This window comes from Thermoactinomyces sp. FSL K6-2592 (assembly GCF_038006465.1).
GTDB lineage: Bacteria > Bacillota > Bacilli > Thermoactinomycetales > Thermoactinomycetaceae > Thermoactinomyces > Thermoactinomyces vulgaris.
The window spans coordinates 2,075,642-2,092,113 of the sequence record NZ_JBBOVH010000001.1; the positions used below are offsets into that span (position 1 = coordinate 2,075,642).

Annotated in this window: 14 protein-coding genes; 6 read left to right on the forward strand and 8 right to left on the reverse strand. The window is 47.9% G+C overall.

All coding sequences use genetic code 11. The features are described from left to right. Positions 1 to 11: 11 nt before the first annotated feature. Positions 12 to 1,715, reverse strand: coding sequence for an AMP-binding protein (locus tag NYE37_RS10800; protein WP_037993359.1), 1,704 nt, complete (start codon positions 1,713 to 1,715; stop codon positions 12 to 14). A 215-nt stretch (positions 1,716 to 1,930) separates the two neighbouring features. Beyond that, positions 1,931 to 3,424, reverse strand: a complete 1,494-nt coding sequence (locus NYE37_RS10805; protein ID WP_037993360.1) for a spore germination protein — start codon at positions 3,422 to 3,424, stop codon at positions 1,931 to 1,933. Between the two features lie 98 nt (positions 3,425 to 3,522). Between NYE37_RS10805 and NYE37_RS10810 the strand changes: the two genes are divergently transcribed. The 4 genes from NYE37_RS10810 to NYE37_RS10825 all read left to right on the forward strand — a co-directional run bounded on the left by NYE37_RS10810 (position 3,523) and on the right by NYE37_RS10825 (position 7,113). Continuing rightward, on the forward strand, positions 3,523 to 3,711 hold the full coding sequence (locus NYE37_RS10810) for a hypothetical protein (RefSeq protein WP_037993363.1): 189 nt from the start codon (positions 3,523 to 3,525) through the stop codon (positions 3,709 to 3,711). A 229-nt stretch (positions 3,712 to 3,940) separates the two neighbouring features. Next, a complete protein-coding gene (locus tag NYE37_RS10815; protein WP_049719803.1) occupies positions 3,941 to 5,260 on the forward strand; it encodes a helix-turn-helix domain-containing protein in 1,320 nt (439 codons plus the stop codon). Between the two features lie 146 nt (positions 5,261 to 5,406). Next, positions 5,407 to 6,798, forward strand: a complete 1,392-nt coding sequence (locus tag NYE37_RS10820; RefSeq protein ID WP_082813468.1) for an RsmB/NOP family class I SAM-dependent RNA methyltransferase — start codon at positions 5,407 to 5,409, stop codon at positions 6,796 to 6,798. Between the two features lie 120 nt (positions 6,799 to 6,918). Then, the gene (locus NYE37_RS10825; protein WP_037993365.1) at positions 6,919 to 7,113 is read left to right on the forward strand and encodes a hypothetical protein; all 195 of its coding nucleotides are present in this window, start codon (positions 6,919 to 6,921) and stop codon (positions 7,111 to 7,113) included. On the opposite strand, the gene NYE37_RS10830 is transcribed toward NYE37_RS10825, so the two are convergent. Beyond that, entirely contained in the window at positions 7,110 to 8,132 is a 1,023-nt protein-coding gene (locus NYE37_RS10830; RefSeq protein ID WP_340712020.1) for an aromatic acid exporter family protein, read from the reverse strand. The genes NYE37_RS10825 and NYE37_RS10830 overlap by 4 nt on opposite strands. Positions 8,133 to 8,465: 333 nt before the next feature. Between NYE37_RS10830 and NYE37_RS10835 the strand changes: the two genes are divergently transcribed. Both NYE37_RS10835 and NYE37_RS10840 read left to right on the forward strand, forming a co-directional pair. Then, on the forward strand, positions 8,466 to 8,687 hold the full coding sequence (locus NYE37_RS10835; protein ID WP_037993367.1) for a hypothetical protein: 222 nt from the start codon (positions 8,466 to 8,468) through the stop codon (positions 8,685 to 8,687). 282 nt (positions 8,688 to 8,969) lie between these two features. Then, entirely contained in the window at positions 8,970 to 10,058 is a 1,089-nt protein-coding gene (locus NYE37_RS10840) for a S8 family serine peptidase (protein WP_231564558.1), read from the forward strand. A 135-nt stretch (positions 10,059 to 10,193) separates the two neighbouring features. Here NYE37_RS10840 and NYE37_RS10845 read toward each other — a convergent pair whose 3' ends face one another. The 5 genes from NYE37_RS10845 to zapA form a co-directional block, all read right to left on the reverse strand. Then, positions 10,194 to 12,548: an endonuclease MutS2 gene (locus NYE37_RS10845; protein WP_340712021.1), complete on the reverse strand. Its 2,355-nt coding sequence runs from the start codon at positions 12,546 to 12,548 to the stop codon at positions 10,194 to 10,196. Between the two features lie 98 nt (positions 12,549 to 12,646). Continuing rightward, the gene (gene sleB, locus NYE37_RS14035; RefSeq protein ID WP_445330304.1) at positions 12,647 to 13,660 is read right to left on the reverse strand and encodes a spore cortex-lytic enzyme; all 1,014 of its coding nucleotides are present in this window, start codon (positions 13,658 to 13,660) and stop codon (positions 12,647 to 12,649) included. Positions 13,661 to 13,821: 161 nt separating this feature from the next. Continuing rightward, entirely contained in the window at positions 13,822 to 15,546 is a 1,725-nt protein-coding gene (polX, locus tag NYE37_RS10860; protein WP_340712022.1) for a DNA polymerase/3'-5' exonuclease PolX, read from the reverse strand. Between the two features lie 82 nt (positions 15,547 to 15,628). Further along, complete coding sequence (locus NYE37_RS10865) at positions 15,629 to 16,162, reverse strand: CvpA family protein (protein ID WP_037993373.1); 534 nt, start codon at positions 16,160 to 16,162, stop codon at positions 15,629 to 15,631. Positions 16,163 to 16,176: 14 nt separating this feature from the next. Further along, complete coding sequence (gene zapA, locus NYE37_RS10870) at positions 16,177 to 16,470, reverse strand: cell division protein ZapA (RefSeq protein ID WP_181732020.1); 294 nt, start codon at positions 16,468 to 16,470, stop codon at positions 16,177 to 16,179. Positions 16,471 to 16,472 lie beyond the last annotated feature (2 nt).

Here is a 16,472-nt window from a genome sequence, read left to right on the forward strand (position 1 = left end):
TCAAGATAAATTTATGCATTTTTCTTGGTTAATTGGGAAGACCGTTCTTTTTCTTCATCCATCAACACCCGCCGCAACACTTTTCCGATGGAGCTTTTGGGCAATTCCTTGCGGAACTCATACAAGCGGGGGACTTTAAATTTGGCCAGCCGTTCGCGGCAGAACCGGTCCAATTCCTTTTCGGTCACCGAATACCCTTCTTTTAAAACGATGAATGCTTTCACCGTCTCGCCCCGGTAATCATCTTTCACGCCGATGACCGCTGCTTCTTTGACCGCTTCATGTTCGTACAGGATATCTTCGACTTCCCGGGGATAAATGTTAAACCCGCCTGCAATGATGACATCTTTCTTCCGGTCAAGAATATAGAAATAACCGTCTTCATCCATTTTGGCAATATCCCCTGTACACATCCATCCGTCTTTCAACACTTTCTCCGTTTCATCCGGACGGTTCCAATACCCTTTCATCACTTGCGGACCTTTGACTTGCAATTCCCCCTCATGTCCGGGAGGAAGCACTTCTCCTGTTTCAATGTCAACAATTCTCGCATCGGTATCCGGCCAAGGCAAACCGATGGTTCCGCTTTTTTTGCGGTCCCACAACAAATTGGCATGGGTTACCGGGGAAGTTTCCGTCATTCCGTATCCTTCCACCAACAAGCCACCGGACAACTCTTCAAACTTTTCCTGAACCTCCAGCGGAAGCGGTGCCGAACCGCTCAAGCAAGCATCCACCGAGGACAAATCGTATTGACTGATCTTGGGATGATTGATCAGCCCCACATACATCGTGGGAGCCCCGGGGAAAAAGGTGGGTTTGTGTTCTTGAATCTTTTTCAACACGAGATCCGTGTCAAACTTAGGAATCAAAATGATTTTTGCTGCCATTTTCATTCCCAGGTTCATCACGGTGGTCATGCCATACACATGAAAAAACGGCAAAGCCCCGACAAAGGATTGCGGCTCGGTTCGTTTGGTCTTATACAACCACGCTTCGGCCTGGCAACAGTTTGCCACCAGATTGCGATGGGTCAACATCGCCCCTTTCGCAAACCCTGTCGTCCCTCCGGTATATTGGAGCAACGCAATGTCATCCACTGACTCAAAAACCGGCTCCATCGGCTCGGGATCCGACTTTTTCAAAAGAGAAACAAAAGAATACGTGTCCCCGCCATAGTTAACGCTTACACTTTCGCCCGCAAGTTTGGATTTAAGCTGAAACAGCCAGTTTTTCGGAACAGGCAGATAATCGCACAACCGGGTTACGATCACCCGTTTCAGTTTTGTTTCCGGTTTTACTTCCTGCACCCTCGGCCACACCAAATCCAGGCAGACAATCGTTGTGGCCCCGGAGTCAGCCAATTGGTGCTTCAGTTCTGTTTTCATATATAACGGATTAATTTGAACCACAATGCCGCCGACCATCAAGACCGCATAATAAGCAATGATTCCCTGAGGCGTGTTTGGGAGCATGATGCCCACACATTCCCCTTTTTGCACTCCCAATTCTTTCAAAGCGGCGGCAAACCGATAAACTTCATCCAACAACTCCCGAAACGTCATACTTTTCCCCATAAAATCAAAGGCATCCCGCTCTGGATAATCTTTTGCGGCATCAAGCAGAAACTGTGTTAACGGAACTTCAGGATAGTCCAAAGTTGCTGGAACTTCCGGAGGATAATGACGAAGCCATATTTTTTCTTTTTCAGCCATCTGAACTCCTCCTTTTTCGACTGAATAGTCATTCATAATTTTATATATTTTTATAATAAAAAATAATTAACTAAAAGTTATTTTATCTAATTTCACGTTATTTTTAAAGATTAGTTTTTTGGAAATATTCGATATCTGTGTGTTTTTTTGCCATAAAAAAGGCAAGGCGTCTCCCTGCCTTGCAAAATTTCTTTGTGTTTGAGCCAAAACCCCCGTCATGTTTCCGGCTTTGCCTGCCGATCCGGATCTTGCGGAGCAATGCCGCTGGGTCTTTTCGTTTTGTTGGGCATGGGTGTCCGGATCAAAATATCCAGCATGGCCTTTCCGTTAAACGGAATCAACGGCCATAAATAAGGGGTTACCAATACTTCAATCCGTGCCAGCCAGACAATCCAGGCGATGCAGGCAATGATAAATCCGGCCCATCCAAAGAGTGCCGCTGCGACCAACAATCCGAAGCGGACCATTTTGTTTGCCATCCCCATCTCATAACTGGGGGACGCAAACGTTCCGATCACTGCCAATGAAACATACAGAACCACTTCCGGAATGAACCATCCGATTTTGATCCCGATCTCTCCCAATAAAACGCCGGCTATCAATCCCATCGCCGTCGCCAGCGGAGAAGGGGTGTGGATGGAAGCCATCCGCAAAATTTCCACCCCGGTCTCCGCAATGAGAATTTGAACAAAAAGCGGAATGTCCGCGGTGTTTTGCACGGCAAGAAATTGAAGAAAAGAAGGAAGGGATTCGGGACGCGTGGAAAGCAAATACCAAAGCGGCAACAAAAAAATCGAAACACCCATCGCCAGAAACCGGATCAAGCGTAAAAATGCACCGACCACCGGTTGTTGCCGGTACTCCTCTGCATGCTGCAGATGATGAAAAAATGTGGATGGGGTGATCATCACACTGGGAGACGTATCCACATAAATCAGCACATGCCCTTCCATCAGGTGAACCGCCGCCACATCGGGGCGCTCCGTAAAGCGCACCATCGGATAAGGATTCCAATAACGTTTAAACAAATGCTCTTCCAATGTTTTTTCCGCCATGTGCAAACTGTCTGTATCAATCTTTTGAATCGCCTCCCGCAACTCATTCACCACGCGGGGATCCGCCAAATCTTCCACATACGAAAGGCAGACATCGGTTTTTGACCGTCGCCCGACTTGCATGTGTTCCATCCGCAATCCGGGATCCCGCACATGCCGGCGTGTCAAAGCCGTGTTAAAAATCAGCGTTTCGACAAACCCGTCTCTGGCGCCCCTGACCACTCTCTCAATATCCGGCTCCTCGGGACCGCGTGCCGGATAAGTCCGGGCATCAATGATGACGGCTGACGATTCGCCTTCAATCAACATGGCGGTGGCACCGGACAACACCGAAGTGACGATTTGCTTCACCTGATCGGTCAATTCCGCTTCCACATAGGCGATTTCCCTCTTCAACAGCCGTTGCAAAGCATCGGTCTTCAAATCTTCCGCCCTCAAATCGGCGAGGCGGTCCATGATGTAATTCATGATTTCATCCTTCACAAAACCGTCCACAAAATAGAAGGCGCATGCTTTTTTTCCATAAGTCATCGGACGGCAAATCATATCAAAACTTTGACCGACTCCCAAAATCTCATTCAACATTTCGGTGTTTCGTTCCAAATCCTTATGAAGCGATGCATGCTCCCACCACTGGGTTTTGAGCTCACTCATCCGAAATCCACCTTTTCGATTGTCTGCATCCAGTCTCCATTATTGCCCGGCTCCGAAAGAGTTAGACCCCGGCGGAATCCAAAGATTTTTTAACCCGGATGACTGGATTCCCGGATCTAAAAATCAACCGATACGGAGCGTTTGAGCTGCACGATGATCCGTCCCGCATCCGATTAAGCGAAGCTCATTCAGCTTATCAGTGGATCTCCGAAGGGGAAGTCCAACATTACCTCCTGAGCGAGGAAACCAAGGATTCCATCTTGCGGGGCTTTCATCTGTCCGGGTGACAAGCGGTCTTTCCGGCACATCACGGATGAAGCCCGGATTCGTTACAACATCGTTTATTTCATTAAAGTTCCATGATTTTTAAATGAGTGCCATCCCGCAAAAACCGCATGAACTCCTCCATCGAATAAAAAAGCCATTGATTAAACCTTAAAAATTTATACCCCTGCGAAGAAAATATATAGACAAATATGATATTTCAAAATATGATAGAGGCAAGAGGTGATCTTTTTGAACGAACTTGATTTAAAAGTTTTGGGAGAAGCTTTGCGAAAAGTCCGCAAAAAGCGGGGACTCAGACTGGTGGATTTGGAGGATGATCAAATTTCATTCGCCACCATCTCCAGCATTGAGCGCGGCGTTCCCACCGTCAAACCGCAGAACCGGCTTTATTATTGCCAAAAACTCGGATTTGACGTTTCCCAACTTCCCTCCCTGATTCATCAGGAAAACGGCGAGCGCAATAAAACGGAAAACTTGCTCTTTTTAATTGAAACCTGTATACGTTTGGATTGCGATGCAGCTTTGGAACAGCTCCGCAAATTGCAATCCCAAGGAAAAGAATATTATTTAGACAAGATTTATTATTTAAAAGGCTTGTGCTATGTGAAGAAAAATAAACTAAAAAAAGCGGAACATTTTTTTCTCCAATCCATCCATGCCATCGAAAAGAAAAATCACGCCTCCGACTCCCATATCAAATCGGCTTGCCTGTATGAACTGGGGCAAATATATTACCTCCGGGATCATTTATATAAAGCGCTGGATTATAACGAACAAGGGCTGAACGCCTTTCAACCGGGAGAAAACCCTTCCGATCTTTATGATTATTTAATGATTGCCAAAGCCACATATCTGGAAAAACTGTACCGGACTGATGAAGCTTTGCAAATATTGAATGAATTATGGGAAAGAATCGGACAAATCAACAGCCTGAAAGTCAAACTATATATGTATGAATTAAAAGCTGCTTTGTTAAATAAAAAGAAAAAATATGATGAAGCCTTAAAATACGCCCGGGAAGGACTACATATCGCGCGTACAAACGGCGCACACGAACAGGCGGTCGAATTGTTGACTGTTTGGGGAAACATCCTGCAAAACGCCAATGACTATCAGACTGCCGAAAATTGTTATCAACTGGCTCTCCGCTTGGAAAACAAGCTGAAAGACAAAAAAGTTTTACTCGTGTCAACCCTGACCCGGCTCGGGAAATTATACAGCAAGATGAACAAAAGCCGCGAAGCATACCTCAGCTTGTCAACGGCTGTGGAACGCGGAAAAAAATATAATGACTCCCATCGCTACTGTGAATCGTTAATGGCTTTGGGCGATTATTACATTGAAAACGGACAATATCCGAAAGCCGTCGATCCTTACGAAGAAGCCTTGCACATCGCCAGTTCCTGCAACTTTACCCGGCTCATGGAAAAGGCCTTGCTCAATTTATCCGAATGCTGGAATAAATTAGGAGAAAAAGAAAAATACATAAAAATGCTGGGTGAATTGCAACAACTCCGGTTACGGGATCTGGAAGTCATGGAAGTGTAAATGCAATTTCCTTCACTGCGGCATCCCCCCTTTGGAAGAATGAGTTTCCTTTACCGGGGGATGCTATTTTCATCACCGGATTTTTCATCTGTGGTATAATAGTGCCTGATTTTTTGGATGGAGCATAACTTTAAGGAGGAAATACTGTGCAATCTCTTCCGCAAGACTTCTTGGAACTGATGAAATCCCTGTTGGACGATGAATATCCGGCATTCCTCAAAACTTATGAATCAGCTCCGGTTCGCAGTTTACGTGTCAACACGTTGAAAACCGGACACCTCTCCTTCCCGGAAAAAGTTCCTTTCCGGCTGGAACCGGTTCCATGGTGCCCGCCGGCTTTTTATTATGACCACGAACGGGACCGTCCGGGGAAACACGTTTACCATGCAGCCGGTTTATACTACATTCAAGATGCCAGCGCGATGGCTCCGGCAGAAGCCCTTTCCGCCAAGCCGGGAGAAAAAATTTTGGATTTGTGCGCCGCTCCGGGAGGAAAAACCACACAGCTGGCCTCCCAGATGCAAGGAGAAGGGGTCCTGGTTGCCAATGAAATTGACGGCAAACGGATCAAAGCCTTGGTGGAAAACCTGGAACGCTGCGGAGTTACCAATGCCGTCATTCTGAATGAAACCCCCGCCCATCTGGCAGCCCGTTTCCCCCAATATTTCGACGGCATTTTGATTGATGCCCCTTGTTCTGGAGAAGGCATGTTCCGGAAAGACCCTGAAACCGCCACCCGCTGGAGCCTGAAAGCGGTTGAGAAATGCGCGGAATTACAATATGAAATTCTCACTGCCGCTGCCCCGATGTTGCGTCCGGGCGGCCGGTTGGTCTATTCGACATGTACGTTCAACCCGACGGAGAATGAGCAAGTCATCGCATCCTTTTTAGAAAATCATCCAGGTTTTGAGATCAAATCGATCCAAGCGGCTCCCCACTATCAACCGGCACGTCCCGATTGGGCAGGCAACCGGGTGCCCGCATTAAATCAAGCATGCCGCCTTTGGCCTCATCACTTGAAAGGAGAAGGCCACTTTGTCGTGCTTTTGGAAAAAAAAGAAGATCAGGAAAGCAGAAAAGCCCGGCCCGGCAAATACCCGCCCGTTCCACAACCGGCGGCAAAAGTGTGGAAATCCTTCATTCAGGAAACTTACAACCAAACGGATCTTTCAGAAGGGACTTTCACCATGTACGGCGATCATCTTTATCAAGTACACCCGGATCTCCCTTCATTAAAAGGTTTGCGGGTGGAAAGGCCCGGCAGATACCTGGGGCAGGCCAAACGCAGCCATTTTGTGCCTTCCCACGCCTTGGCACTCTCCAGCCTTCCGGAACAGGTGAAACAAACCTGTGATTTTCAAGCGGATGATCCCGATCTTCTTCTGTATTTGCAGGGAGAAGCCTTGCCGAGCGATCTGGCCAAAGGCTGGACGCTGGTCACGGTGGACGGATATCCGCTGGGCTGGGGAAAAGTTTCCGGCCGTTTATTGAAAAACCATTATCCCAAATGGTTACGCTGGGATCGCACATTGAAATAAAAAAAGACGGGAGATACCCCCCGTCTTTTTTTATTTTTAATCATAAATCCCCTTTTGTCTCACATAGGTTACGGTAGATGAATCATTTTAAAGAGACAAAACCCAGGGAGGGGTTGCCCGGTGGAAAAAAAGCCGTCCGATACCTGGCCGAAATATCTTCCCTACACCCAGGTGGCCATGGGAATGATTCAACCTGAATGGTTGTTTATGTCACATTTTTTTGAGGACCCGGAAGAAGAGGAAGAGCAAGAACCGCCACCTCCGGCTGTCAAACCCCGCAACATCCGGATCAATATCCGTCCCCGCAGACGCTAGCCTTGTGACTTTTTCTTCCACCTGACCACCGGGAACAGGCGAAAAGGCCTTTTTTCTTTTTGTTTTTTCTCTCCTTTTTCCTTCCATAATTTCTTCTTAATCATCAAGTAGCGGCGCATTTCATTGATAAAATACAGATAAGCGGCATGTGTTTCAAATTCTTTTTTTGTCGCAGGCAAAGGAGAATTATGAAAACTTTCCCTGATCTCTTGCAACCGGTCTAGGAACACTTGTGAGGAATCGCCGTAATGAATGGCATCCGCTACATCCTCCAGAAATCCGGCAATCATTTGCCCCTGTTCACTGCTGTTGTTTAAAGTGGAAACGGTCAGCGCAATCCGTTCCAAAACTTCAAACTGTCGCTCTCTCATTTCAAAATACTGGTAATAATCAAGAGCTGATCCGTTGAATTGATTTTCGATATCCCTGACAGCCAGCTCTTTGGCTTCCTTTAACCATTGCGCCGTCTCCGTGATTTGTTTCCCGTCCCAATACCGCTCGGGTTCACGGAGATAAGCGGCAAATTCCCGCAAGATAATCTTAAAATTTTCTTCGATTTTGTGCCGGTACGCTTTCAGCTCTTTTTCCGCACTGGGAATGTATGCATTGAGCAGAACCGCCATGCCGATTCCGATCACCAATAACATGATTTCATTGACGATGATCTCCACATTGACATCTTTCAACAAATAAAGATGCAGGATAACCACCGCACTGGATACAATCCCGTCTTTAATATTTAAATAAACATTCATCGGAATCAACACGAGCAACAATAAGGTCAACGTCCAGGTATGATAACCAATCCATTCAAAAAAGACGGCTGAAATCCCCAATCCCGCCAAAGAGCCGAAAAAACGTTCCCATGCCGTTTGATAAGATTGCTTCTTTGTCGTTTTAATGCAAATCATCGTAATGATTCCGGCTGCCGTATAATATTGCAGTCCCATCCATTGCGCAATGGAAATGGATAACGCAATGCCGATCGCCGTTTTAATGGTTCGGTATCCGATTATCATGCACACTCACTCTTTTATTTTTCTGATCTTGAATCACTATATACCATCATATGACGGCAGTGCCCAAGGTGCAAGCAAAACCGGCAATCAAAAATGCGCTGAACAGTTCGAAGCCGGCAGACGCCACTTTGTGACAAAAACATCAACGATACGGACCATGTTTCTCCGGAAAACTCAACTGTCTGGATAAATACATGCAGGAGAAAATCACTTTTTTCGGTTCGGGGAAACCGATCTTTTTTCAATTTTGTAATTTCCCAGGAAATCAGTGGTTCATTTTCAAATCTGGTATGATATGAATGTCGGGGATTTTACGGCAAGGAGAAGGTTTCAATGAATACATCCGTCATCAAAAACATTTCACCCAAAAAAACTTATTATCACTTATTGGCATCCAGTTACCAACGGGCTTTACATCTGCTTTCCCAAACGGAAACAGATCCGGTGAGACAACGGGATACCATGGCGTATTTACATCAATTACAAAAAGAGATACAACAGTTTGCGGAAGATCACGAAAAAGCGGTAACCAGCCATCCCGGAAGGGAGCCGTGAACCGACAACCCGTTTCAGGAGCTGATGATGCGATGATGGTCAGCTCTTTTTTTAAATTCCAAATTGTTAAAAATTAAAGGAGGATATATTACTTTTTTGTAGAAAATTATTTATGGATAAAATAAAAAGGAGGGTTGCCACCACTTACCTTTTTGTTTTGTTGTTTTGCTGAAAAATCAGATAAGGGGATCTCATCAAGAAACAGGAGGAGAAAAAATGAAACGTTTCCTGAGTGTTGCCACGGCACTGTTATTGGTTGTCCTTCTTGCAGTGCCCGGAACCATGTTTGCCGCCAGCCCTGCCTCAACCGATGACTATGTGCCGGGTGAGTTGATTGTGAAGTTTAAAGATGGCATCTCCGCCCAATCCACCCAATCGATTCACGCACAATACGGGGCCAAGTCGATCGAAAAATCCAAATATTTGGGTTTTGAAGTGGTTAAGTTTGATGGTTCGGTTGAAAAAATGATCGAAAAATACAAAAACAATCCCAATGTGGAATATGTTGAACCCAACCATTACGTTCACATCATGTGGACACCCAATGACCTTACCAGTCGCCAATGGGGACCGCAAAAAGTCCAAGCTCCCCAAGCTTGGGATGTCACCCGCAGCAGCAGCAGCACGGTGATTGCCATCGTGGACACCGGAGTCCAAACCAATCATCCGGATTTGCAGGGAAAAATCGTCCAAGGGTATGACTTTGTCGATAACGACAGCAATCCCCAAGACGGGAACGGACATGGAACCCACTGCGCAGGAATTGCCGCTGCCGTGACCAATAACGGAACGGGAATTGCAGGAATGGCTCCCAACGCCTCCATCATGCCGGTTCGCGTGCTGAATAACAGCGGAAGCGGAACCATGGCAGCCGTTGCCAACGGAATCGCTTATGCCGCCCAAAACGGGGCAGATGTCATCAGCTTGAGCTTGGGTGGCACTTCCGGAAGCTCGGCCTTGCAAAGCGCCGTTCAACAAGCTTGGAACAGCGGAGCTGTCGTCGTTGCCGCTGCAGGAAACAGCAGCAGCTCCACTCCCAACTATCCGGCTTATTACTCTCAAGCCATTGCTGTCGCTTCCACCGATTCCAATGACAGCCTGTCTTACTTCTCCAACTACGGAAGCTGGGTGGATGTAGCCGCTCCGGGTTCCAACATCTACTCCACCTACCTCAACAGCAGTTATGCATCCTTGAGCGGAACCTCCATGGCCACACCGCATGTGGCAGGACTTGCCGCTTTGTTGGCCAGCCAGGGCCGCAGCAACTCGCAAATCCGGGCTGCCATTGAAAATACAGCCGATAAAATCAGCGGCACCGGAACTTACTTCCAACACGGAAGAATCAATGCTTACAAAGCCGTCAATTATTAATAAAGAAGGAGGGGATTCCCTCCTTCTTTTCATGCATAAAACATAAAGAAAATAACCCCTGCTATGAAAAAAAGCAAAGAAATGGTTCCCAAGATCCATGGCAAGTGTTTCATCGGTTTCCTCCATATGCAATCTTTACTTCAATTCGACCACCGTCACGCCGGATCCGCCTTCATTATGGTTGCCCAAACGAAAACTTTTCACATGCCGGTGGCTGCGCAAAAACTTTTGCACTCCTTGGCGAAGTGCACCTGTCCCCTTGCCGTGAATGAGATGAATTTCTTTATAGCCCGCCAACAGGGCTTTATCCAAATAATTGTCGATTTCCAGCAATGCCTCTTCCACCAGCTTGCCCCGCAAATCGCACTCGGGTTTCACATTGGCAGACATCCGGTTGACCGTCGGCTTTATTTTCACGTCAGCCGGTTTTGGCGAAGAACGCTTTTCCAGCTGGTCTCGATGCATTTTCATCTTCAAAAAGCCGACTTGCACTTGATAATATCCGTCGCCCATATCCTCGGTGATGGTTCCGTTCTGATTCACAGACAAAACGCGAACTTCATCCCCCACGTTCAGTTTCTCGGCTTTGCCGGTGTTTTTCCTCGGCTTTTGCGGCAATTCCCAATCCGGCATGGCATTTTTCAGCCTGGCTTTTGCTTCATTCAATTCATGCTCTTTTAAATCCCCCGGCCGGGCTTTGGCCCATGCCCGCAATTGCTTCAAGACCTCTTCCGCTTCTCGCTCGGCATCGGCAATGATCCTTTGCGCCTCTCGACGCGCTTTTTCCTTGAGAGCGGCTTTTTCTTCCTCAAACTGTTCCCATTTTTCCCGGATATCCGCATACAAAGCTTCTGCTTCTTTCTGCAATGCATCCGCTTCCTTGTGCTTTTCCCGAGCCAGCTTCTGCTCAGTGGTCAAAGAAGAAATCATTTCTTCCAAGCTTTTTTCATCACTGGACAGATGTGCTTTGGCCCGCTCAATGATTTCTTCCGGCAATCCCAAACGGCGGGAGATGTTAAACGCGTTGCTGCGGCCGGGAACCCCGATCAACAAGCGGTAGGTCGGTTTCAATGTCTCCACATCAAATTCCATGCTGGCATTGACGGTTTTCGGATGATGATGGGCAAACAGTTTTAATTCACTGTAGTGGGTGGTCGCCATGACAAACGACCCTTTTTGGATCACATATTCCAAAATGGAAATGGCCAGCGCCGCCCCTTCTGTCGGGTCGGTTCCTGCGCCCAATTCATCGAACAATACAAGGCTTTTTTCATCCACCTGTTTTAAAATGCGGATAATCTTGGTGAGGTGTCCGGAAAAGGTACTCAAATTTTGTTCAATGCTCTGTTCATCCCCGATATCGGCATACACCCCGCCAAACACCGGCATGATGCTGTCTTCTTCAGCGGGAACGGGAATTCCGGATTGTGTCATTAAAGCAAACAAACCGACCGTTTTCAGTGTCACCGTTTTTCCTCCGGTGTTGGGGCCGGTAATAATAATGGCATGGTAATCATCCCCGATCGAAACTTCGATGGGAACCACATCTTCTCCTTTAATCAAGGGATGGCGGGCTTTTTTCAGGTGCAGTAACGATTCGGAAATCTCCGGGCAAATTCCCTTCACCCGATATCCGAACCGGGCACAAGCCATGATACAATCCAGGCTGGCCAAAATTTCCAGATTTCTTTTTAAGCTCTCCACTTCGGGGGCAATTTTCTCCGTCAGCTTTTTCAATACTTTTTCAACTTCCTGTTTCTCTTGCAACTCGAGCTGACGCAACCGGTTGTTCCATGACACCACCGCTTCCGGTTCGATAAATAACGTCGCCCCCGATGAGGATTGGTCATGGACAATTCCCGGGAACCGGGAACGGTACTCCTGCTTGACGGGGATGACATACCGGTCGAACCGCTGGGTGATGATGGCTTCCTGCATCATCTTCGTATAATGCGGATTGCGCAAGATTTCTTGTAATGTTTGTTGAATTTGCTTTTTCGCTTCCCCGATGCGGCTCCGGATTTTCCCCAATCCGGGACTGGCCTGGTCTTTGACAACTCCCTGTTCATCAATGCTTTTCAGGATTTCTTCTTCGACCCATTCCAAACTTTCAACCTGCTCGGTCAAACCACGCAGAATGGGAAGCGGCGCCTCTTCATCTTCCACTTGCCGCAAAAAGGACTTCACCTTGCGTCCGGCCGAAATGGTACCGGCGATGTCCAGACATTCCGATTCGGTCAAGACACCGCTCTTTTCAGCCCGCCGGACCGCTGCGCGTATATCCCGGACCCCTCCCAGCGGAAGGTCCCCTTTCAGCCGGATCAAGTCCATGCCTTCTTGTGTGGCTTGCAGGCGGTGTTTCACCTGATCCCTTTGGCCGGAAGGGGTTAATTGGCTGACTTTCTCTTTTCCCAAGACCGTTGCGGCCTCGCTTTTCACCATCTCTTTAACTTGGTCATATTCCAACGATTTCAGCGTCCACTGCTCCACGCCGGACAACTCCTCTTTCTTTTCAAAATCATTCTTTATTATAGCATTTCCTGTTAACGAAAAACCATCGAGCCGATCGAAATCAGCCCGATGGTTTTTCAGCGTGTGAAAATATGTTTCCCGATTTTTTTGATTTGCGGACGGTTCCAAATCCATTTGGAAGTTGCCCGTTCCGGGTTGAAGTAATACAATGCGCCTCCGGTCGGATCCCAACCATTTAAAGCATCCCTGACTGCTTTTTTGGCCGTTTCATCCGGCTGCATCCAGATTTGCCCGTCGGCCACCGCTTCAAATGCCAAAGGTTGAAAGATAATCCCGGAAATGGTATCCGGAAATTCTCTGCTTTCCAGCCGGTTCAAGATCACCGCGGCAATGGCAACCTGTCCGATGTAAGATTCGCCCCGCCCTTCCGCATAAACGGCTTGCGCCAACAGATGAATATCATTTTCTGACAAACCGTAACTGCTTTTTGGAATGGAAACCTGCTTGCTCTCTTGCGGCTGTTGCCACTTGGTTTCGGGGGCGTAATTTTTGGTTGCTTTCCTGAGTTTTTGCATTGTCTTCGGTCCCGCCACGCCATCCACTTTCAGGCCGAATTCATATTGGAACAACCGGACGGCGCGATACGTTCTTTCTCCAAAATTGCCATCCCATTTTCCGGTGTAAAAACCGATATGCTTGAGACGTCCCTGCAACTCCCAGACACCGCCGCCCCGGTTCCCGCGTTTTAGCACCGGTCCTTTCTTATTGGTCATTTCCGGTCGCCAATGCTTTGTCGATTGCCAAAGTTTCAATTTTGTCTTCGGACCGACCACTCCGTCAATCTTCAAGCCGAATTCATATTGGAACAACCGGACGGCCAAATAAGTGCGATGGCCAAATACTCCATCCACATCTCCGGTGTAAAACCCCAAAAGTTTTAAACGTCCCTGCAATTCATAAACATCGCCGCCTCTGGCACCTTTTTTGAGAATGGTGTCACCAAATGCTGTTACCGACGACGCTGAAATCTTTTGTTGATCCGCCGCAAAAACCGGAGCCAACCATGCACTCACACAGAGACTGACGATCAAGCAAGACGCAAACCATTTCAAAGTTACACGATTGACCATACAAGCTCACAACCCTTTTTCTGGTTGATATTTACTGGTTATTATGCCAAGTCCCGTTCAAAATCATGCAGATTCCATCCACATCCACAAAACAAAAAAAGCCGGATCTTTTCCGTCCGGCTTTCAACGAAAAAATCCGGTTGACGAATCACGTCCGGCCGTTAATTCTTGTTAAGCACGGCTTTCAACCGGTCCAACGGGTATGCATTGATGACATCTTCTTTTTCCAACCAACCCCGGCGGGCGGTGGCAATTCCGTAAATGATGGAATCATACTCCGCGGTGGCGTGCGCATCAGTGTTGATCGTAAATTTTAATCCGTATTCTTCTTTGGCTTTCTTTAACAACCGGTCATTTAAATCCAAGCGATGCGGATTGGCGTTTAACTCCAAAATGGTGCCGGTCTCCCGGGCGGCTTGAAACAACCGGTCCACATCCACGTCATAAGCATCCCTCCGCAGTAACAACCGTCCGGTCGGATGCGCAATGATATTGACATAAGGATTTTCCATCGCCTGGATGATGCGGCGGGTCATGGTCGCTTCATCCTGCCGGAATTGTGTGTGCACCGATGCAATCACCAGATCCATCTGTTTCAGCAAATCATCCGGATAATCCAGGGTTCCGTCTGCCAGGATGTCGACTTCCGCCCCTTTTAAAATCTGAATTCCCAATCCCTCCCGGTTCAGCCGGTCGATTTCCTCCCATTGCTCATACACTTCATCCACTGTCAAACCGCCGGCAACCTTCAAAGACCGGGAATGATCCGTCACCGCCATGTATTCGTACCCTTTGGCTTTGGCAGCCAGTGCCATGTCTTTAATGGAATGCGCCCCGTCGCTGTACAGGGTGTGCGCATGTAAATCCCCGCGATAATCCTCCAATCGGATGAGCGAAGGGAGCAAGGACTGATCCGCTCTTTCCATTTCCCCGCGATCTTCGCGCAACTCCGGCGGAATGAAAGGAAGATGCAGGTGGGTAAAAAAATCGGATTCCTTTTCAAATTTTGCCGTTTGGCCGGTTTCGGCATCATAAATGCCGTATTCGCTCACTTTCCAACCATATTGTTTCGCCCGCTGACGGATGCGGATGTTAAATTCTTTCGATCCGGTGAAGTGACTGAGGGCACTGCCAAATTGGTCCGGGGACACCAGGCGCACGTCGACTCCCATCACCAGGCCTTCTGTATCCACGACAATACTGACTTTGGTTTCCCCTTGCCCGACAACTTGTGTCACTTCAGGCAATTGTGCAATCCGCTCCGCCACTTCGGCGGGTTGGTTCGTCGCCAAAACAAAATCAATGTCTTTGATCGTTTCCTTAAACCGTCGGATGCTGCCGGCCAATTCCACCTTCTCCACCCCGGGAATGGCTTGCAAACGTTGTTGGATGACGGCGGCCACCGCCATGGCTTCATGCAGCAGAAAACGCTCGGGCCGCTTTTGAAATTGTTCGATGGCTTCCAGGATCTTTTTTTCTTTTTTGGATCCGAATCCCGCAAGGGTTTGGATTTGTTTTTTCTCTGCCGCTTGTTTCAACTCGTCCAAATTGGTAACCGAAAGTTTGTGATACAACGTATGGATGGATTTCGGCCCCAATCCGGGCAATTTCAGCAACAACGGCAATTCCGGGGGCAATTCGGCTTTTAATTCTTCCAGATAACGGGAAGTGCCGGTGGCGACAATTTCACGGATCACTTCCGCCGTTCCTTTGCCGATTCCGGGAAGTTCAGGCAAACGATCCAACGCCTCCGCAATCTGAAAACGGCTGTTTTCAATCGTTCGCGCTGCCCGGCGGAAGGCGTTTACCTTAAAAACATTTTCCCCTTTGATCTCCATGTAATCAGCCAACGCATGCAAGGTGCCGGCAATCTGTTTATTGTTCAAAGCATTCCCTCCCGTTCTGCCTTCTTTCAAAAAAAGCAGCTGTCAGGCGTCCCTCCCCGACAGCTGTTGCATACTAAACATATTATAATGCCTTTCCTTGAAACAACCGATCCAGTTCCCGGGTCAAATCCGGCGTCCAGCCGGTGATCGCATGAGCCACTTTCGACCCCTCCACCGCTTCCTGCCCGGTGCTCCAGGGAAGAACCGCAAGCACGTTGACCATAATAAACGTGATCAGCATCACCTTGGCCAGCCCGAGGATGGCCCCTCCCGCTTTATTGATGGAATGAAGAACGGGAAAGCTGGCCACCTGATTCAAAAGGGATGCGAAGATGGACAATACCCAGCGTGCACCGATCAACAGGATGAAGAAAGCCATTGCCGAGTAGATCATTTTATCCACCGGCACCAATGTCATCCATCCTTGTTGCGTGGAATCCGGCAGTTTCCACAAGTTGCTCAGCACCGGCGCGAGCTCATCGGTAAAATGAAAAGCAATCCAGAGGGACAAAATGTAACTGAGCAACGAAGTCACTTGCATGACAAACCCCTGCCGGTATCCTTGGATCAATGCACCGGCAAGAAGAAGAAGGACAATCATGTCAAAACCATTCATGCTGTTTTTTCACCTCATGGCTCTTCGTCTTCAATCAAGTGCATGATCTCATCGTATTCCTGTTTCAGTTTTAAATAATCATCCGCAATATTGACCGCCGACAAGACGGCCAGGCGGGCCACGTCCAAACGCGGGTTATTGTCGGCGATTTGCCGCATTTTTTCATCGACGTGGCTTGCCACCTGACGCATATGGCTGGGACTGGCTTTTCCCGTCAGCTGATATTGGGTTCCGTAGATTTCCACACTTAATTTATTTCTCACTGCACCGTCCTCCTTCACACTGTGAAGGTTTCCTCGTTGATCCATGC

Excerpts from the sequence above, each read along its gene's own strand:
- NYE37_RS10800 (WP_037993359.1), bottom strand. The coding sequence starts at position 1,715 with ATGGCTGAAAAAGAAAAAATATGGCTTCGTCATTATCCTCCGGAAGTT.
- NYE37_RS10805 (WP_037993360.1), bottom strand. The coding sequence starts at position 3,424 with ATGAGTGAGCTCAAAACCCAGTGGTGGGAGCATGCATCGCTTCATAAG.
- NYE37_RS10810 (WP_037993363.1), top strand. The coding sequence starts at position 3,523 with ATGACTGGATTCCCGGATCTAAAAATCAACCGATACGGAGCGTTTGAG.
- NYE37_RS10830 (WP_340712020.1), bottom strand. The coding sequence starts at position 8,132 with ATGATAATCGGATACCGAACCATTAAAACGGCGATCGGCATTGCGTTA.
- NYE37_RS10835 (WP_037993367.1), top strand. The coding sequence starts at position 8,466 with ATGAATACATCCGTCATCAAAAACATTTCACCCAAAAAAACTTATTAT.
- NYE37_RS10840 (WP_231564558.1), top strand. The coding sequence starts at position 8,970 with ATGTTTGCCGCCAGCCCTGCCTCAACCGATGACTATGTGCCGGGTGAG.
- sleB (WP_445330304.1), bottom strand. The coding sequence starts at position 13,660 with ATGGTCAATCGTGTAACTTTGAAATGGTTTGCGTCTTGCTTGATCGTC.
- NYE37_RS10865 (WP_037993373.1), bottom strand. The coding sequence starts at position 16,162 with ATGAATGGTTTTGACATGATTGTCCTTCTTCTTCTTGCCGGTGCATTG.
- zapA (WP_181732020.1), bottom strand. The coding sequence starts at position 16,470 with ATGGATCAACGAGGAAACCTTCACAGTGTGAAGGAGGACGGTGCAGTG.